Annotated in this window: 27 protein-coding genes; 12 read left to right on the top strand and 15 right to left on the bottom strand. The window is 73.2% G+C overall.

Annotated features, from left to right (window positions below; genetic code table 11):
* Positions 1–45: 45 nt before the first annotated feature.
* Both ACGFNF_RS21930 and ACGFNF_RS21925 read left to right on the top strand, forming a co-directional pair.
* Positions 46–474 carry a Fur family transcriptional regulator gene (locus ACGFNF_RS21930; RefSeq protein ID WP_393170259.1) on the top strand — a complete coding sequence of 143 codons (429 nt, stop codon included), beginning with the start codon at positions 46–48 and terminating at the stop codon, positions 472–474.
* Between the two features lie 54 nt (positions 475–528).
* Positions 529–1,386 (top strand): oxygenase MpaB family protein, encoded by an 858-nt coding sequence (locus tag ACGFNF_RS21925; protein WP_311410669.1) that lies wholly within the window; start codon positions 529–531, stop codon positions 1,384–1,386.
* Between the two features lie 151 nt (positions 1,387–1,537).
* Here ACGFNF_RS21925 and ACGFNF_RS21920 read toward each other — a convergent pair whose 3' ends face one another.
* The 11 genes from ACGFNF_RS21920 to ACGFNF_RS21870 all read right to left on the bottom strand — a co-directional run bounded on the left by ACGFNF_RS21920 (position 1,538) and on the right by ACGFNF_RS21870 (position 10,789).
* Positions 1,538–2,404: a RecB family exonuclease gene (locus tag ACGFNF_RS21920; protein WP_393170402.1), complete on the bottom strand. Its 867-nt coding sequence runs from the start codon at positions 2,402–2,404 to the stop codon at positions 1,538–1,540.
* 138 nt (positions 2,405–2,542) lie between these two features.
* Positions 2,543–3,157 carry a MarC family protein gene (locus ACGFNF_RS21915; protein WP_393170256.1) on the bottom strand — a complete coding sequence of 205 codons (615 nt, stop codon included), beginning with the start codon at positions 3,155–3,157 and terminating at the stop codon, positions 2,543–2,545.
* A 40-nt stretch (positions 3,158–3,197) separates the two neighbouring features.
* Positions 3,198–4,064 (bottom strand): PHP domain-containing protein, encoded by an 867-nt coding sequence (locus tag ACGFNF_RS21910; RefSeq protein WP_357576586.1) that lies wholly within the window; start codon positions 4,062–4,064, stop codon positions 3,198–3,200.
* A 48-nt stretch (positions 4,065–4,112) separates the two neighbouring features.
* Complete coding sequence (locus ACGFNF_RS21905) at positions 4,113–5,330, bottom strand: hypothetical protein (RefSeq protein WP_393170254.1); 1,218 nt, start codon at positions 5,328–5,330, stop codon at positions 4,113–4,115.
* Between the two features lie 56 nt (positions 5,331–5,386).
* Complete coding sequence (locus ACGFNF_RS21900) at positions 5,387–6,553, bottom strand: SigE family RNA polymerase sigma factor (protein WP_393170252.1); 1,167 nt, start codon at positions 6,551–6,553, stop codon at positions 5,387–5,389.
* 105 nt (positions 6,554–6,658) lie between these two features.
* Entirely contained in the window at positions 6,659–7,534 is an 876-nt protein-coding gene (locus ACGFNF_RS21895) for a PH domain-containing protein (protein WP_132231592.1), read from the bottom strand.
* Positions 7,535–7,540: 6 nt separating this feature from the next.
* On the bottom strand, positions 7,541–7,699 hold the full coding sequence (locus tag ACGFNF_RS21890) for a hypothetical protein (protein WP_007455302.1): 159 nt from the start codon (positions 7,697–7,699) through the stop codon (positions 7,541–7,543).
* A 133-nt stretch (positions 7,700–7,832) separates the two neighbouring features.
* The gene (locus tag ACGFNF_RS21885) at positions 7,833–8,534 is read right to left on the bottom strand and encodes a DUF6758 family protein (protein ID WP_327030417.1); all 702 of its coding nucleotides are present in this window, start codon (positions 8,532–8,534) and stop codon (positions 7,833–7,835) included.
* A gap of 231 nt (positions 8,535–8,765) precedes the next feature.
* On the bottom strand, positions 8,766–9,389 hold the full coding sequence (locus ACGFNF_RS21880) for a TrmH family RNA methyltransferase (RefSeq protein ID WP_393170249.1): 624 nt from the start codon (positions 9,387–9,389) through the stop codon (positions 8,766–8,768).
* Between the two features lie 294 nt (positions 9,390–9,683).
* Positions 9,684–10,211 (bottom strand): hypothetical protein, encoded by a 528-nt coding sequence (locus ACGFNF_RS21875; RefSeq protein WP_192581417.1) that lies wholly within the window; start codon positions 10,209–10,211, stop codon positions 9,684–9,686.
* 62 nt (positions 10,212–10,273) lie between these two features.
* A complete protein-coding gene (locus ACGFNF_RS21870; protein WP_132231598.1) occupies positions 10,274–10,789 on the bottom strand; it encodes a MaoC family dehydratase in 516 nt (171 codons plus the stop codon).
* 548 nt (positions 10,790–11,337) lie between these two features.
* On the opposite strand from ACGFNF_RS21870, the gene trxA reads away from it, so the two are divergent.
* The 3 genes from trxA (at position 11,338) to ACGFNF_RS21855 (ending at position 13,263) form a co-directional block, all read left to right on the top strand.
* Positions 11,338–11,700, top strand: coding sequence for a thioredoxin (trxA, locus tag ACGFNF_RS21865; RefSeq protein WP_151454943.1), 363 nt, complete (start codon positions 11,338–11,340; stop codon positions 11,698–11,700).
* 217 nt (positions 11,701–11,917) lie between these two features.
* Positions 11,918–12,358, top strand: a complete 441-nt coding sequence (locus ACGFNF_RS21860; RefSeq protein WP_357576590.1) for a hypothetical protein — start codon at positions 11,918–11,920, stop codon at positions 12,356–12,358.
* Complete coding sequence (locus ACGFNF_RS21855; RefSeq protein WP_357576591.1) at positions 12,355–13,263, top strand: HTTM domain-containing protein; 909 nt, start codon at positions 12,355–12,357, stop codon at positions 13,261–13,263. Before ACGFNF_RS21860 ends, ACGFNF_RS21855 begins: the two co-directional genes overlap by 4 nt.
* Here the strand turns inward: ACGFNF_RS21855 and ACGFNF_RS21850 are convergent.
* Positions 13,227–13,646, bottom strand: a complete 420-nt coding sequence (locus tag ACGFNF_RS21850; RefSeq protein ID WP_311410661.1) for a DUF393 domain-containing protein — start codon at positions 13,644–13,646, stop codon at positions 13,227–13,229. The two genes, ACGFNF_RS21855 and ACGFNF_RS21850, sit on opposite strands and share 37 nt — an antisense overlap.
* A 93-nt stretch (positions 13,647–13,739) precedes the next feature.
* Here ACGFNF_RS21850 and ACGFNF_RS21845 point away from each other — a divergent pair, with 93 nt between their 5' ends.
* From ACGFNF_RS21845 to ACGFNF_RS21830, 4 genes are all read left to right on the top strand, one after another.
* Positions 13,740–15,818: an intein-containing Rv2578c family radical SAM protein gene (locus tag ACGFNF_RS21845; protein WP_393170246.1), complete on the top strand. Its 2,079-nt coding sequence runs from the start codon at positions 13,740–13,742 to the stop codon at positions 15,816–15,818.
* A 23-nt stretch (positions 15,819–15,841) separates the two neighbouring features.
* Positions 15,842–16,567: a hypothetical protein gene (locus ACGFNF_RS21840; RefSeq protein ID WP_393170244.1), complete on the top strand. Its 726-nt coding sequence runs from the start codon at positions 15,842–15,844 to the stop codon at positions 16,565–16,567.
* Positions 16,568–16,589: 22 nt separating this feature from the next.
* Positions 16,590–16,997, top strand: coding sequence for a CoA-binding protein (locus ACGFNF_RS21835; RefSeq protein ID WP_357576593.1), 408 nt, complete (start codon positions 16,590–16,592; stop codon positions 16,995–16,997).
* A gap of 114 nt (positions 16,998–17,111) precedes the next feature.
* Positions 17,112–17,876, top strand: a complete 765-nt coding sequence (locus ACGFNF_RS21830) for a hypothetical protein (protein ID WP_357576594.1) — start codon at positions 17,112–17,114, stop codon at positions 17,874–17,876.
* 27 nt (positions 17,877–17,903) lie between these two features.
* On the opposite strand, the gene ACGFNF_RS21825 is transcribed toward ACGFNF_RS21830, so the two are convergent.
* Positions 17,904–19,100, bottom strand: coding sequence for an acyl-CoA dehydrogenase family protein (locus tag ACGFNF_RS21825; RefSeq protein ID WP_357576595.1), 1,197 nt, complete (start codon positions 19,098–19,100; stop codon positions 17,904–17,906).
* A gap of 174 nt (positions 19,101–19,274) precedes the next feature.
* On the opposite strand from ACGFNF_RS21825, the gene ACGFNF_RS21820 reads away from it, so the two are divergent.
* Complete coding sequence (locus ACGFNF_RS21820) at positions 19,275–19,838, top strand: DUF4190 domain-containing protein (RefSeq protein WP_357576596.1); 564 nt, start codon at positions 19,275–19,277, stop codon at positions 19,836–19,838.
* 9 nt (positions 19,839–19,847) lie between these two features.
* On the opposite strand, the gene ACGFNF_RS21815 is transcribed toward ACGFNF_RS21820, so the two are convergent.
* Positions 19,848–20,753 (bottom strand): SDR family NAD(P)-dependent oxidoreductase, encoded by a 906-nt coding sequence (locus ACGFNF_RS21815; protein ID WP_311410655.1) that lies wholly within the window; start codon positions 20,751–20,753, stop codon positions 19,848–19,850.
* Positions 20,754–20,874: 121 nt separating this feature from the next.
* On the opposite strand from ACGFNF_RS21815, the gene ACGFNF_RS21810 reads away from it, so the two are divergent.
* A complete protein-coding gene (locus ACGFNF_RS21810; RefSeq protein ID WP_357576597.1) occupies positions 20,875–21,390 on the top strand; it encodes a DUF4190 domain-containing protein in 516 nt (171 codons plus the stop codon).
* Positions 21,391–21,448: 58 nt separating this feature from the next.
* On the opposite strand, the gene ACGFNF_RS21805 is transcribed toward ACGFNF_RS21810, so the two are convergent.
* Positions 21,449–22,405, bottom strand: coding sequence for a CoA ester lyase (locus ACGFNF_RS21805; protein WP_132231620.1), 957 nt, complete (start codon positions 22,403–22,405; stop codon positions 21,449–21,451).
* Between the two features lie 125 nt (positions 22,406–22,530).
* Here ACGFNF_RS21805 and ACGFNF_RS21800 point away from each other — a divergent pair, with 125 nt between their 5' ends.
* Positions 22,531–23,355, top strand: a complete 825-nt coding sequence (locus tag ACGFNF_RS21800) for an SDR family NAD(P)-dependent oxidoreductase (protein ID WP_393170240.1) — start codon at positions 22,531–22,533, stop codon at positions 23,353–23,355.
* Positions 23,356–23,358: the final 3 nt, after the last annotated feature.

The raw sequence follows: 23,358 nt of genomic DNA, 5'->3' as shown, positions 1-23,358 counted from the left end.
CGGAGGCCGGTTGTCGGTCCCCGACCCGCGTGCTGTCATTGGCACATGCCCGGTGGCGAGGAACTGCTCCGGTCGAGGGGCCTGCGGGTCACCCGGCCGCGTCTCGCCGTGCTCGACGTGCTGGCCGCCGGCGGCCACCTCGAGGTCGACGAGATCACCCGCCAGGTGCGCCAGCGCATCGACTCGGTCTCCACCCAGGCGGTCTACGACGTGCTGGGCGCACTGTCGCGCGCCGGGCTGTCCCGCCGCATCGAGCCGGCCGGCAGCCCCGCCCGCTACGAGGCCCGTGCCGGCGACAACCACCACCACGTCGTCTGCCGGGGCTGCGGCAAGATCGCCGACATCGACTGCGCGGTCGGCAGCGCGCCCTGCCTCGACCCGGACATCGCCCACGGGTTCGAGGTCGACGAGGCGGAAGTGACGTTCTGGGGCCTCTGCCCCACCTGCCAGGCCCGCCGCTCCGCCGACGACTGACGGCCGACCGCTCTCCACGCGGCGCGCGGCGGCACCGCGTGGCACCCTTGGTCGGTGGACTCCGATGACCTCGGCCTCTTCGGTCCGGGTTCGGTCACGTGGAAGGTGCACGAGGAGCCGATCCTGATCGTCGCCGGCCTGCGTTCGCTCTACCTCCAGTCGTTGCATCCCCGGGCCATGGCCGGGGTCGCCCAGAACAGCAACTACCGCTCCGACGCCTGGGGCCGCCTGGTGCGTACCGCCACCTACGTGGGCACCACTATCTACGGCACCACCGCCGAGGCGGAGGCCGCCGGGCTCCGGGTACGCCGCCGGCACGCCCGCCTGCGGGCCACCGACCTGTTCACCGGGGAGGAGTTCCGGGTCGACGATCCCGAGCTGCTGCGCTGGGTGCACGTCACCGAGGTCGAATCGTTCCTCGACACGGCCCGCCGGGCCGGGCTGCCGCTGACCGCCGACGAGATCGACGGCTACTACACCGAGCAGCGGCGCTCCGCCGCCCTGGTCGGCCTGGACCCGGCAACGGTGCCGGGCACCGCCGCCGAGGTGGCCGACTACTACCGGCGGATCCGCCCGGAGCTGCGGATGACCCGCGAGGCGGCGGAGACGGCGCTCTTCCTCACCGCGCCGCCGATCCCGTGGAAGCTCAGCCTGCCCGCCCGGATCGGGCTCAACCTCGGGCCGCCCCGCTGGGCGTACTTCGGCATCGCCGGCACGGCGCTCGCGCTGCTGCCGGCCTGGGCCCGGCGGATGTACGGCGGGCTGGGCCTGCCCACGACCGCGCTCTCCGCCGACCTGAGCGTCCGGGCGCTGCGGCTGACCCTCGCCACGTTGCCCCGCCGGTGGCGGGAGGGGCCGTTGCAGCAGGCCGCCAAGGAACGCGCCGCCCGGCTCGCCGGCACGCCGGCCTGACCCACGGCCGGACCGGCTGCCCGGTGGGCGCCCTGTGCGACCCGGGCCGGCACCGTGTCGCCGGCAGCAGGGTGACCGTGCCTGCGGGGGTGGCAGTCCTGGCCCGAAGGCCTGCGGGGCGGTCGGTCCTGGCCCGGGGCCTGCGGGGTGGTCAGTCCCTGCCGGGCGCGGGGTCGGCCGCGGGCGCGACCACCGGGTCGGCGGCGCGCTCGACGGCCGCCCACGGCTCCTTGCCCGGCGCCTGCGCCCCGACCGGGCAGGTGCGCCGGTAGTCGCACCAGCCGCAGCGCGGGCCCGGTGTGGTCGGGAACGCCTCGTCGGGGTCCTCGCCGTCGGCGACCGCCCGCTCGGCGGCCATGATGTCGCGGGCGGTCTCCTCCGCCCGGGTGAGCTGCCGGGCCAGCGACTCCACGGTGTGCTCGTGCGCGGCCACCGTGCCGGTCGGCAGGTGGTGCAGCTCCACCCGGCGGCACGGCCGGCGGAACACCCGCTCGGCGGCGTACGCGTAGAGCGCCAGCGCCTGCGAGCCGCGCGCGTCGTCGGCGTCCAGCCCGGTGCGGCCCGTCTTGTAGTCGACGATCACCAGCTCCGGACCGTCGGGCCCGGGGCGGGAGTCGATCCGGTCGGCCCGGCCGTTGAAGGCGAGCACCGCGGTCTTGACCGCCACCACCCGCTCCACGCCGAGCGGGTCGGCACCGGGCTCCAGGGTCTCGACGTAGGACTCCAGCCAGCCCAGGGCCCGCCGGTAGGCGGCGCGCTCCTGCTCGTCGTCACGGTAGCCCTCACGCACCCAGGTGCCCTTGAGCAACGCGGCGAGCGCCTCCGGCCGACGCCGCTCGGGGCTCAGGGCATACCAGTTCTTGAGGGCGTTGTGCACGCTCGCGCCGAGGGAGTTGTGCGCCCACGGCGGGCCCTTCTGCGGGGCCGGACGGTCGACGTAGGAGTAGCGGTAGCGGCGGGGGCAGTCGGCATAGGCGCCGAGCTTGCTCGGGGTGCAGACGAAGAGCCGCTCCGGCATGCCCTCGAAGCCGAGCTGCTCGGGCTGCTCGCCGCGCGGCCGGGGCGCCCGGCCGCCGCTGGTGGAGGACCGTCCGGCTGAAGAGGCTCGTCGCACACCGCGATCCTGCCATCCACCCCCGACAGAACCGGCCGCCGGTCAGGTCATGTTGGCGTACTGGGTCACGAACGCGGCCACCGCGTCCGCGATGAGCTGCACCGCGATCGCGGCCAGCAGCAGGCCGGCGATCCGGGTCAGCACCTCGATCCCGCCGGGTCGCAGGATCTTGACGATCCCGCCGGAGAACCGCAGCACGATCCAGACGGTGGCCATCACGGCCACGATCGCGGCGGCGATGGCCGTGACGTCCGCCCCGCCGTCGGCCTGCTGGACGAAGAGCATGGTGGCCACGATGGCGCCGGGGCCGGCCAGCAGCGGCGTACCCAGCGGCACCAGGGCGATGTTCGAGGTGACCTGCTGGCTCGGGTCGTCGGCCTTGCCGGTCAGCAGCTCCAGCGCCACCAGGATGAGCAGCAGGCCACCGGCGGCCTGCAACGCCGGCAGGTCCACGTGCAGGTAGTCGAGGAGCGTCTGCCCCGCCACCGCGAAGATCACGATCACGCCCAGCGCCAGGGCGACGGCCTGCCAGGCGGCGCGGTTACGGTCCCGCGCCGTCAGGGGGCCGGTCAGCGCCAGGAAGATGGGCATCATGCCCGGCGGGTCGACGATCACCAGCAGGGTCACGAAGACCTCGCCGAACAGCTTGGCATCCACGTGATCAACGTAGCCGCGCCGTCGGAGGCGGAAACGCGGATCAGCCGGAAGCGACCTCGGTCACTCCGCCCGCCTCGGCGACGATCCGCTCGTACGCCCCGGGGTCGGTGGTGAACGCCCCGAGCCGGACGGTCTTGTGGGTGCCGTGGAAGTCCGACGAGCCGGTCACCAGCAGGCCCAGCTCGCCGGCCAGGGCCCGCACGTGCGCCCGCTCGGCCGGGGAGTGGTCCTCGTGGTCGACCTCCAGCCCCGCCAGCCCGATCGCGGCCAGGTCGGCGATCAGCTCGTCCGGCGCGATCCGCCCCCGCCGGGTGGCCCGGGGGTGGGCGAAGACCGGCACGCCGCCCGCCGCGCGCACGAGCCGGACCGCGCGGAAGACGTCGATGTCCTCCTTGGGCAGCCGGTAGCGCTCGCCCAGCCAGTCCGGCCCGAACGCCTCCGTGGTGGTGGCCACCAGGCCGGCCCGGATCAGCGCCTGCGCGATGTGCGGCCGGCCCACGGTCCCGCCGCCCGCGCCGGTCAGGATCTCCGGCCAGCTCACGTCGATCCCGTCGGCCCGCAGCAGCGCCACGATCCGCTCGCCCCGCTCCTCGCGGGCGGCCCGCACCCGGGCCAGCTCCGCGACGAGTTCCGGGGCGTCCGGATCGAAGAGGTACGCCAGCAGGTGCAGCGGCAGCGCGGGCTCCTCGCCGTACCACCGGCAGGAGAGCTCCGCGCCCCGGACCAGGCTGAGCCCGGCCGGCAGCGCCGCCAGGGCCGGCGCCCAGCCGGCCGTGGTGTCGTGGTCGGTGATCGCCACGACGTCCAGCCCCGACTCCGCCGCCGCCCGCACCAGCTCGGCCGGGCTGAGCGTGCCGTCGCTGGCGGTGGAGTGGGTGTGCAGGTCGATCCGCGGTGCCGCGCTCATCGGCCCGACGCTACCGGCCGGCGGCCCGCCCCGGGCGCGCGGGCGCGGTCAGGGACGGCGGTCGGCGCCCACCGGCACCGCGCGTTCTCCGGCGGCCAGGCCGGTGACGGGCACGGACACGGCCATCTCGCCGTCGAGCACGCGGCTCACCTCGACGCGCACCAGGGCGCCGTCGGCGGCCGGATAGTGGGCCGTCCCCGGCGGCGTCCACGCCACCGGCCCGGCCACGGGCGGACCGGCCGGGCGGGTCGCCGGTGCGACGGCGAGCTGGTCCAGGTCGACCAGCAGCGCGCGGTCCTGCCGGCCCGCCTTCCCGTTGACCAGGAGCCACCGCCCGTCGGCGGACACCCCGCCGGCCGCGTCGCCGGTCAGCGTCGGCCCGCAACCGGTCCGTACCGGTGCGAGGTCCCGGGCCGGGTCGAGCAGTGCGACACAGGGCCGGCGGGGGGTGCCGGCGGACACCAGCGCGACCGCCAGCCCGTCGGGGCGGGTGTCGTAGACCTGCAGGGCGGCGTCGCCTGCGCCACGCGGCGGACCCGCCGCCGGGCGCCACAGGGCGTGACCGGGCCGGTCGGGGGCGAGGCGGACCAGGACCGTGTCCCCGGCGAAGGCGACCGGCACCGCGTCGGGCGACGCCGGGGTGCGGGCGGCGGCCACGACCTGGGTGCCGACGATCCCCGCGACGACCAGGTCCGTCCCCTCCCGCCAGGCGACCTGCCGCCCGTCGGGGCTGAGGACGATGTCCCGCGCCCCGGCCAGGAGCAGGTGTGCCTTGCCGTCCGACAGCACGATCCACAGCGACCGGCCGGCCGCCGTCGGCGCGCCCACCACCGCCCAGCCGGCCCGGTCGGGGAGCCGCTGGGCACGCTCGGCGGCCGTGCCGACGTCGGGCAGGGCGAGCCGCTGCCCACTGGCGGTGACCAGCACGTCGTTGAGGATGAGGTCCACCTCGCCCCGCCCCAGGTCGGTCCGCGGGGCGGCCGACAGCCGCGGGGTCGGGTCCGGCAACGGCGAGGCGTACGGGTCACCGAGCACCACGGTCGGATGGGTGGGTCGCCCGGGCTGCTGCCCGAGCTGGGCCATTCCGGCGCTGACCGTCACGGTGGCCACCGCGGCGAGGGCGATCCCGGTCAACGTCCGCCGGCGCCGGGACCGGTCGGCCCGCCGGATCGCCAGCCCCGCCGGATCGGCGACGAGCGGACGCGCGACGGACACCCGGCGGGCGAACGTCTCCCGTAGCGCCTGCGCCAGCTCGTCCTCGGTCACGGCGAATGGACGCGTCGGGCCTTCGGTCCGGTTGTCACCACGATCGACGGGACGGCTCACCGGTGCTCTCCGGAGCCGGCCGGTACGACCGGGAGGGTGGCCTGCCGGCCGCGCTGCTCGTCACGGGCGGTACGCGACACCGCCCCGGCCCCGGCCCGCGCCCCCGAGGCGACCGGCACCGGATCGCCCGCCGCCTCCTCGGTCAGCTCGGCGGCCGACGTGGCACGCCCGGCGTCCGCCGCCGGAGCAACGGTGGCCGGCTGCGCCGGAAGTCCGGTCGCGGCGCCGCCCGGGACGGCGGTGACGCCTCCCGACCGGCCCGGGACAATGACGCCTACCGGCCGGCCCGGGGCGGTGACGCCTCCCGGCCGGCCCGGGACAATGACGCCTCCCGGCCGGCCCGGGGCGGTGACGCCTCCCGACCGGCCCGGGGCGGCGGCAGTGGTGGTGCCGTCCGGCCTGCCCGCCGTGGCCGGCGCGACGAGCGGCGACGGGGCGTTCGTCGCCGCGACCACGGCCGCCGCGTCCTCGCCCACCACCATCGTCGGCGCCCCGTAGGCCGTCGACGGGCGGACCGGCGCGCCGCCGCGGACCGGAGCGGGACGGTCGGTGCCGCCCTGCGCGGGAGCGGGACGGTCGGCGCCGTCGCGGGCGGGGGTGGGGCGGTCGGTGGCGTCGGCCCGGGGCAGGGCCGGTGTCGGGTCGGCCCCGGCCGCCGGCAGGTCGAGGACGGCCTCGGCGCCCATCCGGCGGCGCAGGGTGCCCAGGGCGCGCGACGTCTGGCTCTTGACCGTGCCCGGCGAGATGCCGAGCAGCGCGGCGGTCTGCGCCTCGGACATGTCCTCGTAGAAGCGCAGCACGAGCACCGCCCGCTGCCGGCTGGGCAGCGCGCTCAGATGGCGCCAGAGCAGGTCCCGGTCGAGCTGCTGCTCGATCTCGTCGATCCCGGCCCGCTCCGGCAGCACGTCGGTGGGGCGTTCACCGTGCCAGCGCCGCCGCCACCAACTGGTCGAAGTATTGATCATGACGCGGCGGGCGTACGGCTCGATCGCCTCGATCCCGCCGAGCCGCTTCCAGGCCAGGTACGTCTTGGTCAACGCGGTCTGCAACAGGTCCTCGGCGGTGGCCCAGTCCCCGCTGAGCAGGTAGGCGGTGCGCAGCAGGGCGCCGGAGCGGGCCGCGACGAAGTCGCGGAACTCCTCCTCCAGGGGATCCCTGCTCACCACCGGCCACCTCCGCGCCCCGTTGTCCTGGCAGGTTGCCATGCCCGGGGTGGTCGGGTCGACGGCGAACGGTGCGCAGTTCCTCCGATGTTCGGACGAAAAGTTTCACGCCCCGTCGTCGGCCTTGGCCTCGTCGGCCTCTTTGCCCAGCCGCGCCTCGACCGCCTGCGGCTCGTACATCTCCTCGACGACACGCAGGTAGAGCTCGTTCGGGTTGGGCAGGTTCTTGATCTCACGCAGCGCCTGCTCCTGACCGGCGGACTCCAGCACGAAGGTGCCGTAGTTGAGCGCCCTGCCGGTCGGGCTCTGCTCGTACTTCATGTCGGTGACCCGGACCAGGGGCATCATCGCGACCCGCCGGGTGATGATGCCGTTGACCACCATCACCCGCTTGTTGGTCAGGATGAAGCGGTCGTACCACCAGTCGGCGACCTTCCAGGCCACCCACCCCATCACGGCGAACCAGAGCAGCACCGCGATCGTGGTCAGCGCGCCCACGTCCTGCCCGGCGAGGAAGCCGGAGAGGTAGCCCAGCACGAAGGTCGCGGCGATGCCGACCAGCAGCGGGGTGGAGAGGTGGATCCAGTGCCGCTTCCACTCGCCCCGGTAGCGCTCGGTCGGGAAGAGGTAGCGCGCCACCAGCGAGCTGGGCTCGTCCTCCAACGGCAGCACCCGGCGGGGCGCCATGCCGGCGGCGTCGGCCCGCAGACCGGCCAGCTCGTCCTCGGAGATCTGCGGTGGCTGGTAGCCGGCCTCCGGGTCACGGACCCAGGCCCGACCGGACCGCCCCTCCCCGGCGTACGCCGGGCCGTCGCCGAAGCCGGCGTCGTCCGAGAGGGAGGGACCGTCGGAGAGACCCGGACCGGTGCCGTAGCCCGGCCCGTCGTCGGGGCCGATCCGGGGGATCGGCTCCGTGTCCCGCTCCCGGCGCTCCCGATCGGGATCGTCGGGATCGAAGGGTGGACCGGAGGGGTTTCCCATCGGCGGCTAGGCGACGAGGCTGGTGAAGAAGTCGCCGAACCCCTGGGCGATGTCCATGATCCCGCCGCCCAGTGACTTGAACACGTCCGCCGCAGAATTTGGCCGATATGCGACGAAGAAGATCAAGAATGCGATTCCGGCCCAGGTGAGGACCTTCTTGACCATGGCGGGCCATCCTCTCGCGCGGCGCCGGGTCCCATTACCGCAGCGGCACCCAGAGTATCAGTGTGGTGTCGTACAGTGAATATCTGCGTCCGTTCTCCGACATTCCGGGATGCCTGTCAAGCCCTAGGGCCCGTCAAGCCTTCCCGTGCAGATACGGAGACGGTGCGCCGTACACGAGCTCGGGCGGTGTCCACTCGGTCAGGTCGTGCAGCACGACTTCTTCCGCGAGGAGGTGACCCGCACTCGCCGGCCAGGCTATCGCATGGAGCCACAATCCCCGAGCCTCGCCGGCGTACGCGCTTCGATCCGTCGGCGAGTTCACGAGCCACAGTGGAGTCGGATGGCCGGCCACCTTGATCCTGGCCTGCCCGACATGCTCCGGATGCCCCGGCCCGGGATCGGTCAACGCCTGCGCGAGTTCCGGGCCCGGATCCGGGCCGGCCAGGCCCGCGAACCGGGTGCCCAGGCCGACGCCCGGCTCCTCGGCGACGAAGACCAGGTCCGCGGGGCCACCGCCGAGCGGCTCCGGCCCGGCGCAGGCGACCGCCGTGGCACGCACCCCGGTGCGGTCGTCGCCGGCGTACGCCACACCGGTCATGGTCCAGCCCGTCGGCAGCGGCCACGGGCACCACAGTGGCGTCCTCGGCCGGGTCGGCGGGTCGGCGGCGGCGACGATCCGTTCCACCACGCTGGCCACGATCTCGGTCCCGATGTGCTCGGGCACGTGCAGCGGGGAAACCGGTCCGCAGTCCAGGCAGCGCGACTCGGTGTGCATCAGGTCCGGCGCCCGCACCGGTCCACCACATTTCGGGCAACTCACCGCGACACTCACCATCCCACCGTCACCCCCGCACGCCGCCCCGTCAAGCGGAGCGCCGGTTTCGGTGCCACCGACTCCCCCCTAGGGCGGGGCGGCTCAGGTCCCCCGACGAGCCCGAGGCCGGCGAGCGACGGCGGTCAGGCCGGCAAGCGACGCCAGGCAGCCCGGCGAGCGACGCCAGGCAGCCCGGCGAGCGACGCCAGGCAGCCCGGGGAGCGACGGCGGTCAGTCCGGGCGTGGCGGCGGTCAGCCCGGCGGCGGCCCGGCGTACGTACGGATCCAGGCGTGCATGGCGATGCCGCTGGCCACGCCGGCGTTTATCGACCGGGTGGAGCCGTACTGGGCGATCGAGAAGAGCTGGTCGCAGGCGGCACGCGCCGGATCCGACAGGCCCGGGCCCTCCTGCCCGAACAGCAGGACGCAGCGCCGGGGCAGGGTGGTGGTCTCCAGCGGCCGGGAGCCGGGCAGGTTGTCGATGCCGACGACCGGCAACTCCCGTCCGGCCGCCCACGCGACGAACTCCTCGATGGTCTCGTGGTGCCGGACGTGCTGGTAGCGGTCGGTCACCATGGCACCGCGCCGGTTCCACCGCCGGCGGCCGACGACGTGCACCTCGGCGGCGAGGAAGGCGTTGGCGTTGCGGACGACAGTGCCGATGTTGAAGTCGTGCTGCCAGTTCTCGATCGCGACGTGGAAGTCGTGCCGTCGCCGGTCCAGGTCGGCCACCACGGCCTCGCGCCGCCAGTAGCGGTACCGGTCGACGACGTTGCGCCGGTCGCCCTCGGCGAGCAGCTCGGGGTCGTACCGCGGGTCGTCCGGCGGGTCCCCGGGCCACGGTCCCACGCCGACGTCGAGCTGGTCTCCGGTCACGGTCACGCAGGGTACGGCCCACGGACCCCGCCCCGGGCCTCGACCCCGACCCGGGCCAGCCGCCGCCGGGATCCCGCTGGCCCCCACCCCGCGCGCCGCCCCTCCCCCCGCCCTGCCGCCCCCACCCCGCGCCCCACCCTCTCGCCGCCGATCTTGCAGTTTCGGCCCCCCGATACAGGCGGATTGCGACTTTTGCCAGGGCAACAAGTGCAAGTTCGGCGGGGCGTGGCGGGGGCGCGAGGCGGGGCGGGGCGGGGGCGCGGGCGCGGGGTGGGCGAGGGGAGGTGGGGCGGTTCAGCGCAGCCCCAACGCGCCGCCGAGCCGGTCGAGGAAGCGGCGGTCGGCGGGGGCCGGCGGCAGCCCGGGGGCTCCGGCCGTCGCCGCCCTGCACACCCGGGCCGCCACCGACTGCACCCACTGCCGGTACGCGGCCGAGTCGGCGGGATCGGCCCGCCGCCGCAGCACCCGGGTCGCGGCCCGGCAGGCGGCGAGCAGGTCCACCACGTCGGTGAGGCGCTCGACGGGATCGCCCGCCCCGTCGTGCCGGGCGTAGATGGCGGCGACCACCGCGCGTACGAGATCGCTGTCGAAGGCCCGGCCGGCCGCGACCGCGTCCAGGCCGGCGAGCCCGGCGGCGACTCCCGGGTGGGGCCGTCCGGGGCCGGGCGCGGCGGCGGCCACGATCACGCGGCCGGGCAGGCTGGTCAGCAGGTCCCACTCGGCGGCGGAGTAGACGGCGGTGGTCAGCGGTGCGGCACGGCGGCCGGCAGAGGACGGCTCTCCGGCGACGGAGTGGCTCATGGGGACCTCCGGCGCCAGCATATGCCCCGGATCGGAAAAAGGGCCCCTACCACCCGGAACCCGGATGAGAAGGGGCCCGTCGGTCAGCGCGGCTCGGGGAAGCTGGGCCGTTCCGGGTCGACGCCCTCGGGCACCGCCGCCGTCGCGTACTCCTTCTTCGGGACCATCACCCGGCGGCGGAAGACGCACACCATCGTGCCGTCCTGGTTGTAGCCGCGGGTCTCCACGGAGACCACGCCCCGGTCGGGCTTGGAGGACGACTCGCGCTTGTCCAGCACGGTGGTCTCGCCGTAGATCGTGTCGCCGTGGAAGGTGGGCGCCACGTGCCGCAGGGACTCCACCTCGAGGTTCGCGATGGCCTTGCCGCTGACGTCGGGCACCGACATGCCCAGCAGCAGCGAGTAGATGTAGTTGCCGACCACCACGTTGCGCTTGAACTGGCTCGCCGTCTCGGCGTAGTGCGCGTCCATGTGCAGCGGGTGGTGGTTCATGGTGAGCAGGCAGAAGAGGTGGTCGTCGTACTCGGTGACCGTCTTGCCGGGCCAGTGCCGGTAGACCGCGCCGACCTCGAACTCCTCGTAGTAGCGGCCGAACTGCATCCTTGTCCCCTTCGACGGGCGGCGATGGAGTTCGGCACAGCATGCCTTATGGAGTGTTAAGGCGAGGCGCGGGGCGCGGGGCGTGCGGAAATGTCACACCGCCACAACCGGGGGGAGACGCAATGAGCGGCGGGGCCCTCCCCGGCACCCGCCGCCCACGCTCTGATGCGGAAGATTCTGCCGTACGGGAAGGCGAACCGAACAGAGACGGAGGTCACATTTACCTTTTCGTAACACTACTGTGCGTGCTCGGCCGACCGGACCTCGGCGATCTCCGCACGCCGGATCATCGCTTGTCAACCGCCTGATTGCTCATTCGTTCCGGTCAATCGTGTCGATCTCTTTGGAAACGCTCCCATCACGACCGGTCACGCAAATGCGTCGTGCACTTGCGTACCGCAACGGCGAACAGGAACCATCGTCATCGATGTGAACGTGACCTGCGCAACGCCGTGACGAGCACGTTTCGGCGGAAGCGGGCCGGGAATTCCACGAGGTACGCCCTGGTTCCACCAGACGTAGCTATTCCGCGCCGATCGGAGACTTTCATGGCAACCGTAGAGCTGACCACGGCAAACTTCGACGAGGTGACCGGCAGCGACGGCATCGTGCTGGTCGACTTCTGGGCCGACTGGTGCGGCCCGTGCAAGCGGTTCGCCCCGGTCTACGAGCGCTCCTCCGACAAGCACTCCGAGATCGTGTTCGGCAAGGTCGACACCGAGGCGCAGCAGGAGCTGGCCGCCAAGTTCGACGTCCGCTCGATCCCGACCATCATGGCGATCCGCGACGGCGTCATCGTCTTCGCCCAGCCCGGCGCCCTCCCCGAGTCCGCCCTGGAGAACCTGATCGAGCAGGTCCAGGCCCTCGACATGGACGACGTCCGCGAGAAGCTGGCCGGGCACAGCCACTGAGCCGCAGCGCTCCACGACGGCCGGACCCGACGGGCCCGGCCGTCGTCGTACACCCGCCGGGTGGCGGGGAACGGCCGGCACCCGCATCCCCACCCTGCGCCCGTGGAGACGTCTCCGCCCTGGGCCCGGAACGCGGCAGCCCTGGCCCGCCGGCCAGCGGGAAGTGGCCGTCGGAGGGAGCCGAGGCGGGCGGTACATCCCGTATCGTCACGACCCGATGGAAACCTTGACCACCCGCGGTCGCGCCGTCCGGCTCGCCGTCACCGCCCTCGGCCTGGCCGTCCTGTCGGCCGGCACCGCCTGGGGCACCGACGACCACTTCCCGTTCGGCCCGTTCCGGATGTACTCCACGTCCAACCCGCCGAACTCCCCCGCCCCTGACACCCGCGTCGAGGGCGTGGACAGCAGCGGAGCGGTCGTCGACCTGGGCGAGCGGGCCACCGGCATCCGCCGGGCCGAGATCGAGGGCCAGCAGAGCCGCTACGCCGCCGACCCCGCGCTGCTCACCGAGGTCGCCGACGCGTACGCCGAGCGTCACCCGGACGCGGCGGAGCTGGTCGAGGTCCGCATCGTCATCCGCTGGCACGGCATCCGCGACGGGCGACCCACCGGCCGCTGGACCGACGAGACCGTGGTCGCCTGGCAGGCGGACCGATGAGCCGCTGGTTGACCGAGGCGGTGCCCCGCGGCCGGGTGGCCGCCTTCCGCACGCTGATCTACCTCTTCGTCGCCGCCGACCTGGTCGTCTTCACGCCCTGGGTACGCACCCGGGTGGCGGTGCCCGGCGAGCTCTACCAGCCGCTGCTGGTCGGCCGGGTGCTGCCCCTGCCGACGCCGACCCAGACGCTTGTCACCGTCGTCTTCTGGGCCCTGCTGCTGCTCGCCCTGCTCGCCGCGACCGGCCGGGCACCACGCCTGCTCGGCTGGGCGGTCTTCGCGCTCTACTTCGAGTGGATGATCGTCGCGATGAGCTACGGCAAGGTCGACCACGACCGGTTCGGCCTGCTCGTCGCGCTGGCCGTGCTGCCCACCGCCGGCCGGGCCCGGCACGGCGACACCACCCGCACCGAGGCGGGCGGCTGGGCGCTGCGGGTCACCCAGATCGCGGTCATCTGCACGTACTTCCTGGCCGCCTGGGCCAAGCTGCGCTTCGGCGGGCTGGACTGGCTGACCGGCTCGGTGCTGGCCCGGGCGATCCTGCGGCGCGGCACCGAGCTGGCCGACCTGATCGCCTCGGTGCCGTACCTGCTGATCGTCGCCCAGTTCGGCATCGTCGCGTTCGAGCTGTTCAGCCCGGTGGTGTTCCTGCTCAGGGAACGCTGGCGGCTGGCCACGGTGGGCTTCTTCTACTCGTTCCACCTGGTCACCGTCGCGACCATCACGATCTCGTTCGCCCCGCACCTCGCCGCGATGACCAGCTTCCTGCCGCTGGAGCGGGTCCGGCCGATCGTCTGGGCGCGCCGGCTGCTCACCCGCCGGGGACGGGACACCGCAGCGCCCGCCGGCGCCGCGCCGGCACTCGCGGGTCAGGCGTCGGCGGCCGGGCGACCGGACGGTCCGTAGAGGCGCTCCCGCGCCTCCTGCGGCAGCGCGCAGGCGGCCGTGCCACCAGGCAGCCGGTGCCGGTTTCGGGCCACCCAGCGGTACGCGGGCCAGGCGGCGGCGCGTACCGGCGGGAAGGCGAGGCCAGCGCCCGCGACCCGCCAGAGCGGACCGCTGTCGCGGAGCAGCCTGGCGATGGCGTCCGGACCGGCCGCGCGGGAGCCGTCGGCGCCCACCCACTGCACCGCCTCCTCGCACTCGGCCTCGCTCAGGCCCAGCGCGTCGAGGTCGGCGAACTGCCACGGCACCACCCGCACGCCCGTCGGAATGCGCCGGTCGATGAACTCGGCGCACCGGGTGCAGAACGCGCAGTCCCCGTCGTAGACGAACGTCGACCTCTCCATGCCCCCCATCCTCCACCCGCCGGGCGCGCGCGGTGCCGCGAGGTGGGCGGGAACACGGCGGGTCGCTTGCGCTCTGCTCGTACGCGTGTTCGAATGAGGGCCATGCGCTGGGACAACCTCGCCGCTCCCCCGGACGAGGGAGTCCCCGACCGGGCAGCGCCGGCGACACCACCCCTGCCGCTGGCGCTGCCCGGAGCAGTCGCCCGCACCTTCGACACGCCGGGCTTCGCCGGCATGACGTTCTACGAGGTGCAGGCCAAGTCGATCATCAACAAGGTGCCCGGCACGTCCCGGGTCCCGTTCGAGTGGACGATCAACCCCTACCGGGGATGCAGTCATGCATGCGTTTACTGCCTCTCGGGCGAGACGCCGATCCTCATGGCCGACGGACGCGCGAAGCCGATCAGCAAGCTGGAGATCGGTGACCGGATCTACGGCACGCAGCGTCGTGGTGCCTACCGTCGCTACGTCGTCACCACGGTCCTGGCCAAGTGGTCGACCGTAAAGCCGGCCTACCGGGTCACCCTGGAGGACGGCACGACGCTGATCGCCAGCGGCGACCACCGGTTTCTCTCCGACCGTGGTTGGAAACACGTGACCGGCGCGATGAATGGCGCGGGGCAACGCCCCTACCTGACGACGAACAACCGCCTGATCGGCACCGGCCGCTTTGCCACGGGCCCGAAGGACTCGGCCGACTACCGGCGGGGCTACCTCTGCGGAATGATCCGAGGTGACGCGACCCTCGGCACCTACCGCTATTCCTACGGGGTGGTGCACCGGTTCCGCCTGGCGCTCGCTGACGAGGAGGCGCTGGGTCGCACGAAGCGCTTCCTCGACAGCGCCGGGGTGAAGACAGACAGCTTCGCGTACACCCCGGCAAGTGCGACGCGACGAGCCATCTCCGCGATCCGGACGTCCCGGCAGCGCTCGATCGAGGCCATCACCGCCCTGGTGCGGTGGCCTGACGATCCCACCGACGACTGGCGGCTGGGCTTCCTCGCCGGGATCTTCGACGCAGAGGGCAGTTGCAGCCGGGGCGTTCTCCGGATCAGCAACAGCAGCAACGAGATCCTCGACCAGACGTCGGCGGCGCTGAGCCACTTCGGCTTCACGAGCGTGGTCGAAGATCTAGGCCGCGCGAACCGCGTACGAAACATCCGGCTGACCGGCGGGCTACGCGAGCGGCTACGGTTCTTCCACCTGACCGACCCGGCCATCACCCGGAAGCGGTCGATCGACGGAGCGGCGCTGAAATGTCAGGCGGCTCTCCGGGTGGTCGGCATCGAGCCCCTCGGGCTGGAACTGCCCCTCTGGGACATCACGACCGGCACTGGCGACTTCATCGCCGATGGCGTCGTGAGCCACAACTGCTTTGCGCGTAACACGCACACCTATCTCGACCTCGACGCCGGGGACGACTTCGACCGGAAGGTCATCGTCAAGGTCAACGCCGGTGAGCTGGTCCGGCGGGAGCTGGCCGCGCCGCGCTGGCGGGGCGCGCCCGTCGCGATGGGCACCAACGTCGACTGCTACCAGCGGGCCGAGGGGCGCTACCAGCTCATGCCGCAGATCATCGCGGCGCTGCGCGACTTCGCGAACCCGTTCTCGATCCTCACCAAGGGCACGCTGATCCTGCGTGACCTGCCGCTGCTGCGCCAGGCCGCCGAGGTCACCCGGGTCGGCGTGTCGTACTCGGTGGGCTTCGTCGACGAGCGGCTCTGGCGGGCGGTGGAGCCGGGCACCCCCAGCCCGAGGCGGCGGCTCGACGCCGTACGGGCGCTGGCCGACGCCGGCTTCGACGTCGGTGTGCTGATGGCGCCGATCCTGCCCGGGCTCAGCGACGACGACGAGTCGATCGACGCGACCGTGGCGGCCATCGCCGCCGCCGGGGCGACCAGCGCGACGCCGCTGGCGCTGCACCTGCGCCCGGGTGCCCGGGAGTGGTACGCGCGCTGGCTGGGTCGCGAGTTCCCGCACCTGGTCCCCCGCTACCGCGAGCTCTACCGCTCCGGCGCGTACGCCCCGCAGTCCTACCAGCGGGAACTGACGGCGCGGGTGCGCATCGCGGCACGCCGGCACGGGCTGCCCCGGAGCGAACGCGGCGACGACCACCGCCGCACCGAACCAGCGCCCGCGCCGCCGCCCGCCGAGCAGCTCACTCTCTTGTAGACGGCTGCCGATACGCTGCCGGCGTGCGGGAGACGATCGTCCGGGCGCTCCGCCGGCAGCGGGTCACGACGGCGGTCGCGGTACTCCTCGGGCTGCTCTGGGGCGTGCTGACCGGGTGGGCGTCGCGGACCGGCGGCCCCGCCGCCCTGCTCATGCTGCCGCCGCTGCTGATGCTGGCGTGGAGCCTGGTGCCGATCTTCGGACGGCCGGGCACAGCCGACCTGCGGGTGGACGAGCACGAGCCCGCCTTCTTCAGCGCCCCCAGGTTCCGGACGAACTACCGCTGCGCCATCCTCGGCTTCCTCGCGTACCAGGTGACCTACCCCGCCCTCGCGAGCCCCGACGAGTTCTGGTGGATCTACCCGAGCATCTCCGGCCCGCTGACCGTCGTGCTGACGGTCGCCCACTGGCGACGGGTGCCGGGGGTCGCGCTGACCCCGACGGGAATCACCGCCGGCGACCCGCTGCGGCACGTCCACGTGCCGTGGGAGGCGCTGGCCCCGGCGGCCGGGGTCTACCCGCTACGGATCGGCTCGCTCCGGCTGCCGGTGCGGAGTCCGGAGTCGGTCCGTCGCGGCGGCATCATCCGGCGTCGCCAGGTGGACGTGGAGACCTGGGGCCTGGATGTCGCGCCGGAGCTGCTGGCCGGGGCGATCGCGCACTACGCCGCCCACCCGGAACACCGCGCGGCGATCGGCACGCCCGAGGAGTACGCCCGGCTGCGTCACGTGCTCGCGGGCGGCGGCTGAGCGACGGGGTTAGAGTCGGCGGGTGCGCTCCGCTCAGCAGATCCTCGCCGACTCCGCCGTGATCGCCGTCGTGGGCGCCTCCCGCGACCCGCGCAAGGCCGCGCACAGCGTGCCGTTGCAGATGCAGCGGCACGGCTGGCGGATCATTCCGGTGAACCCGACGGCCGACGAACTCTTCGGCGAGCGGGTCTACCGGTCGCTTGCCGACATCCCGCACCCGGTCGATCTTGTCGACGTGTTCCGGCCGGCGCAGGACGCGGTCGACGTGGTGCGCGAGGCGGTGGCGATCGGCGCCCCGGCGGTCTGGTTGCAGCTCGGCATCGTCTCGGCCGAGGCGCGGCGGATCGCCACGGAGGCGGGCGTCGACTACGTCGAGGACCGCTGCCTGATCGTCGAGCGCGCCGCCGCCGGCCTGACCCGGCTGGGCTGACCGGGTTCGGGGAATCCCGGCACTGCGGTCAGTCCCGCCCGCCGTGGCGGTTGCACGAGTCGGCTGGGCGGCGGGTCAGGCCCGCACGTTGTCGACGGCTCGTACCCTGCGGTCATGTCTTTCCGCCTGTCCGGCCGGCTGCCGAAGCGCGACGACGGGCTCTGGCCGCGGCGGCTGCTGGCCGCGACGGTGGCCGCAATGGTGACGGTGCCGGTGGCCGCCGCGCTGTTCCGGGTTCCCCGGTTCGATCCCGATGTCTGTGTCTTCTGGCTCTTCGTCGGTGTGACCGCGCTGCTGCGGCGGTGGTGTCCGCGGCAGGACGCCCGGCTGGTCTGGCGGGAACGGGTGGCCGGCCTCGACGGCACGGAGCCCGGTCTGGTCGCTCGGCGGTCCCTGGCCGGCTGGGTCGACCTCGTCACCGCCCTGGCCTGGGCGACGGCGGTGATGCTGGTGGTGACGATGACGCTGCCCGCCGACCCGCAGTGGGCCCGGGTCGTACGGCTGGTGCTCCTGGTCGCGGTGGCGGCAGCGGGCGGTGTCGTCGCCTATTCCGGCGTGCGGTTCACCGGGCGGTTGGCGCTCACGGCGAGCGGGATCAGACACGGCCGCCGACGGTACGACTGGTCCAACATCGACCGGGTGAGCCTGCACCGGGAGGACGGCCGGCTCGCCGGAGTGCGGCTGCGGCCGAGGGTGCGGCGGTCGTTCGAGCCGGCGCCCGTGGTCGGCGGGCGGGACGTGGCGGTGCCGGAGCAGCGCCTGGCGGCCGCGATCGAGGCGTACCGGGAACGACCGCAGGTGCTGGCGGCGGGGCCGGTCACCGCACCTGAGCCCGCCGCCGGTGCCGACGTGTCAGGAAGGGCACCTTCCTCTACCTGAGGCGTCAGGAAGGTGCCCTTCCTTACCTCAGAGCTTGTACTGCTTGAGGAGGCCGCGGGAGATGATGGTCTTCTGGATCTCCGAGGTGCCCTCGCCGATGAGCAGGAACGGGGCCTCCCGCATCAGGCGCTCGATCTCGTACTCCTTGGAGTAGCCGTAGCCGCCGTGGATGCGGAACGCCTCCTGGACGACCTCGGCGCAGTACTCCGAGGCGAGCAGCTTGGCCATGCCGGCCTCGACGTCGTTGCGCTGGCCGGCGTCCTTGAGGCGGGCGGCGTTGACCATGAGCGCGTGGGCTGCCTCGATCTTGGTGCCCATCTCGGCGAGCTTGAACGCGACGGCCTGGTGCTTCGCGAGCGGCTGGCCGAAGGTGTGGCGCTGCTGGGCGTACGCGACGGCGAGTTCGAAGGCGCGGATGGAGATGCCGCAGGCGCGAGCGGCCACGTTGACCCGGCCGACCTCGATGCCGTCCATCATCTGGTAGAAGCCGCGGCCGACCTTCTCCGCGCCGCCGAGGACGGCGGACTCGGGGACGGTCACGCCGTCGAGCACCATCTCGGTGGTCTCGACGCCCTTGTAGCCCATCTTGTCGATCTTGCCGGGGATGGTCAGGCCGGGCGCGGTCTCGCCGAAGCCGGGCTCCTTCTCCAGCAGGAAGGTGCTCATGTTGCCGTAGACCGAGTCGGCGCCCGTGTCGGTCTTGACCAGGGTCGCCACCACGGAGGAGTACGCCCCGTTGGTCAGCCACATCTTCTGGCCGTTGATCACGTACCGGTCGCCGTCGCGGACGGCCTTCGACTTGATCGCGGAGACGTCGGAGCCGCACTCGGGCTCGGACATCGAGAAGGCGCCACGCACCTCGCCGGTCGCCATCTTCGGCAGCAGCCGGGCCTTCTGCTCGGCGGAGCCGTGCTGGGAGACCAGGTACGCGACGATGAAGTGGGTGTTGACGATGCCGGAGATCGACATCCAGCCCCGCGACAGCTCCTCGACCACCAGCGCGTAGGTGAGCAGGGATTCGCCGAGCCCGCCGTACTCCTCGTCGATGGTGAGACCGAAGAGGCCCATCTCGCGCATCCCGTCGAGGATGTCGCTCGGGTACTCGTCGGCGTGCTCCAGCCGCTGCGCGTGCGGGATGATCTCCTTGTCGGCGAACTCCCGGACGGTCTCCAGGATCGACCGCTGCACATCGGTCAGGCCGGGCGTCTGGGCGAGTCGGGCCATCTCAGCCTCCGGGGGTCGGCGCCTTACTCATGGGTAACTGAACGCTCCGTCAGTATTGGCCGCACGGCGGTCGAGGCCAAGGTGACCAGTCCACACAACCGCTGTGAAAAGGTTCACCGCTGCGGGTAGCGTCCGGCAAGAGGGGACGCGATCCGCCACCGGCAGGAGGAGACCGTGAGCCAGCCACCGTCGTCGGGGCCGCCCGATCCGGACCGGTCGCCGTCACCCTGGGAGCCCCCGCCGGGGCACGACCCGTCGAGCTACGAGCCCCCACCGGAGCCGCCGTCGTACGGGCCGCCGGCCCACGAGCAGCCGCCCTACGAACCGCCGTCCTACGAGCCGCCGTCCTACGAGCCGCCGGCCCACCAGCAGCCCGCATACGGGCAGCCCAGCTACGAGCAGCCCGGCGAACCGCCGCACGGGCAGCAGTGGGGGCACCAGCCCCCGTACACCCCGCAGACGCCCTACGGGCAGTACGGCCCGCCGTCCGGTCCCCGGGCCGGCGGGACGAACGTGCTCGCCATCCTCTCGCTGGTCTTCGCGTTCGTCTTCTCCCCGATCGGCATCGTCCTCGGGCACCTGGCCAAGCGGCAGATCCGCACGACGGGCGAGGAGGGCGACCAGCTCGCCACGTGGGGCCTCATCCTCAGCTACGTCATCACCGGGCTCGGCGTGCTGGCCTGCTGCGGCTGGATCGCGCTGATCGCCCTCGCCGGCAACAACGGCCCCAACTACTGAGCCCGCAGATCAGCGGAACTCAGCCTCACGGACGCTGTTGCCGCCGTCCACCACCAGCATCTGCCCGGTGATGTACGAGGCGGCCGGCGAGCAGAGGAAGACGATCGCCGCGGCCACCTCGTCCGGTGTGCCGGGGCGGCCGACCGGGGTGCCGAGGCCCTGCCGGATCTCCGCCACCGTGGAGGCCGCGGTGTGGATGGTGCCCGGTGCGACGGCGTTGACGGTCACCCCGTCGGCGATCATCTCCATCGCCAGCGCCCGGGTCAGTCCGACCACGCCCGCCTTGGCCGCCGCGTAGGCCGCCTCGGTGGGCAGGGCGTTGACCGGCCCGGCGGTGGCCGACAGGTTGACGATCCGGCCCCAGCCCCGCTCGGCCATGCCGCCGATGAAGGCGCGGCTGCACAGGAACGCGGTGGTGAGGTTGCGGTCGATCTCACCGCGCCACTCGTCGTAGCTGAGCTGGGCGACCGGTCGCAGCACCTCGGGGCTGGCCCGGCTGGCCAGGCCCGCGTTGTTGACCAGCACCTCGACGTCCCCGAGCTGCTCGGCGACCGCGTCGGCGAGCGCGCCCACCTCCGACTCGTCGGTGAGGTCGGCGACGAAGCCGGTCACGCCCAGCTCGCCGGCCCGGTCGTGGATGCGTCGGGTGGTGGAGACGATGGCCACCCGGGCGCCGAGGTCGGCCAGCCGGCGGGCCGTCGCGTACCCGATGCCGTCCGGGCTGCCCGCCCCGGTGACCAGGGCGACCTTCCCGTCGAGGCGCAGGGTCACCGGGTCCGGCAGCGGCGCGGGCTCGTCGATGCCGGCGGTGCCCGGCTGGGCGGCGGCGCGGGTGCGCCGGGCCACGCCGGGGCGGCTCGCGTCCCGTCTCGGTCGGCTGCCGGAGCGGTCCGCGGCTCGCGCGTCAATCACCATGCCAGGATCCTGCCCGCTTCCTCCGGCCCGGGCAACGCGGCACACCCGGTGGTGACACCCCGGGCTTTGGGCAGGCCTGACTACCCTGACGGGCGCACCCCGCACCCTACGGAGCAGACGAATGACATATCCCCCGCCCTCCGGCGGCTGGAACGACCCCGCGTGGTCGGGCCAGCAGTCGAGCCCACCCGCCGACCCCGCCCTCCCGGTGAGCGGTCAACCCGTCCCCGCCCAGCCCACCGGCCCCGACCCGTACGCCCCGGACCCGTACGCGGGCGGCGACCCGTACGCCGGGATGAAGCACGCCGCCGGGCAGCCCGGGCCCGCCGCCTACCCGCCGGCCTACCCGAACTACGGCTACGCGCCTTCGTTGAGGACCAACGGCCTGGCCATCGCCGCCCTGGTGCTCGCCCTGGTCGGCATCGGCTCCTGCGTCACCGCGCCGATCGGCGCGATCCTCGGCCACGTCGCGCAGAAGCAGATCCGGGAGACCGGCGAGGGCGGCGAGGGCATGGCGAAGGCCGGCATCATCGTCGGCTGGATCGTCACCGGCCTCTACCTGCTGGTGGTCCTCTTCTACGTCGCGATCATCATCTTCGCGATCTCCCAGGCCGACACCGGCGGCACCAACTACTGACGCGACGGTGCCGCCCCGGCGCGGACCGGGGCGGCACGGATGTCGGGAGGGGCGGGGACTACTCCGCCGGCGGAGTGAAGGACGAGGTACGGGTCATGCCCGCGGCCCGGCCCTTCGCCGCCACCACGAGGGCCATCTTGCGGGACGCCTCGTCGATCATCTCGTCGCCGAGCATCACCGCGCCCAGCCGGCCGCCCGCCTCCGACGTGTAGTGCTCATACGCGTCGAGGATCAGCTCGGCGTGGTCGTAGTCGGCCTGGGCCGGCGAGTAGACCTCGTTCGCGGCGTCGATCTGGCCCGGGTGCAGCACCCACTTGCCGTCGAAGCCGAGCGCCGCCGAGCGCTTGGCCACCTCGCGGAACGCGTCCACGTCGCGGATCTGCAGGAACGGGCCGTCGATGGCCTGCTTGTCGTGCATCCGGGCCGCCATCAGGATGCGCATGAGGATGTAGTGGTAGGGGTCGCCCGGGTAGTCCGGGATGAGCGCGCCGACCACCAGGGACTTCATGTTGATCGAGGCCATGAAGTCGGCCGGACCGAAGATGATGGTCTCGACCCGGGGCGAGGCGGCCGCGATGGCGTCGATGTTGACCAGGCCGGCCGCGTTCTCGATCTGCGCCTCGATGCCGATCCGGCCGACCTCCAGACCGAGCGTCTTCTCCAGCTGGGTCAGGGTCATGTCGAGCCACTGCACCTGGGCCGCGTTCTGCACCTTGGGCAGCATGACGCAGTCGAGGTTGGCGCCGGCACCCTCCACCACGTCGATGACGTCCCGGTAGGTCCACGGCGTGGTCAGGTCGTTGACCCGGACGACGCGGGTCTTGCCTGACCAGTCGCCCTCGTTGAGCGCCGCGACGATGTTCTTCCGGGCGTCGGGCTTGGCGAGCGGGGCGACCGCGTCCTCCAGGTCCAGGAAGACCTGGTCGGCCGGGAGCCCCTGGGCCTTGCCGAGCATCTTGACGCTGGAGCCGGGTACCGCGAGGCAGGACCGACGGGGGCGACCGACTGCGGCCATGGATGCGCTCCTTCCAGCGTGCGCGGGCACGCCGACGTCACCTGACGAAATGCGAGGGCTTGACGATCCCAAAGGTCTTTGTGACGCCACGGTAACCTCGTGCCGTGACCGGGGTGAATGGACCTGTGGAAGATCTCACTGGGCGTCGGATCGTGGTGGTGACCGGGGCCAGCTCGGGCATCGGGCTGGCGGCCGCCGTCGACCTGGCGCGCCGCGGTGACCAGGTGGTACTGGTCGGCCGCGACCCGGCCCGGCTCCAGGCCGCGGCGGAACAGGTGCGGGAGGCGTCCGGCGAGCGACCGGAGCTGTTCCGGGCCGACTTCGCGGTCCTGGACGACGTCCGCCGGCTGGCCGGCAAGCTGCGCGAGGCGTACGACCGGATCGACGTGCTCGCCAACAACGCCGGGGCGATCGCGCTCCAGCCCCTCACCACGGTCGACGGCTTCGAGCTGTCGATCCAGGCCAACCACCTGGCCCCGTTCCTGCTCAGCAACCTGCTGCGCGACCGGATCGGCCGGATGGTGGTGACCGCCTCCGGCGCGCACCGCAGCGGCGTGCTCGACCCGGCCGACCTGAACGCCGCGCTGCGCCGCTACCGGCCCATGCAGGCGTACGGCACCAGCAAGCAGGCGAACATCCTCTTCACGGCCGAGGCGGCCCGGCGCTGGCCGGAGATCCCCGCGTACTCCTTCCATCCGGGGGTGGTGCGCAGCCGGTTCGGCAACGACAGCCGGCTGGTCGCCCTGGGCATGCGGTTCCTGCCGTTCCGCAGCCCGGAGAAGGGCGCGGAGACGCTGGTCTGGCTGGCCAACCAGGACCCGGCGCGGCTGATCACGGGCGGCTACTACATCGACCGACGGTTGCGCCGACCGCTGCCCAGGGCGTCCGACCCGCAGCTCGCCGCCCGGCTCTGGACGGCCAGCGCCGAGGCGGTCGGCGTCGCCGGATAACGG

This window comes from Micromonospora sp. NPDC048868 (assembly GCF_043198195.1).
GTDB classification, from domain to species: Bacteria; Actinomycetota; Actinomycetes; order Mycobacteriales; family Micromonosporaceae; genus Micromonospora; species Micromonospora reichwaldensis.
Note: the sequence above shows the minus strand (reverse complement) of the source record. Positions and strands in the feature narration are given on the sequence as shown.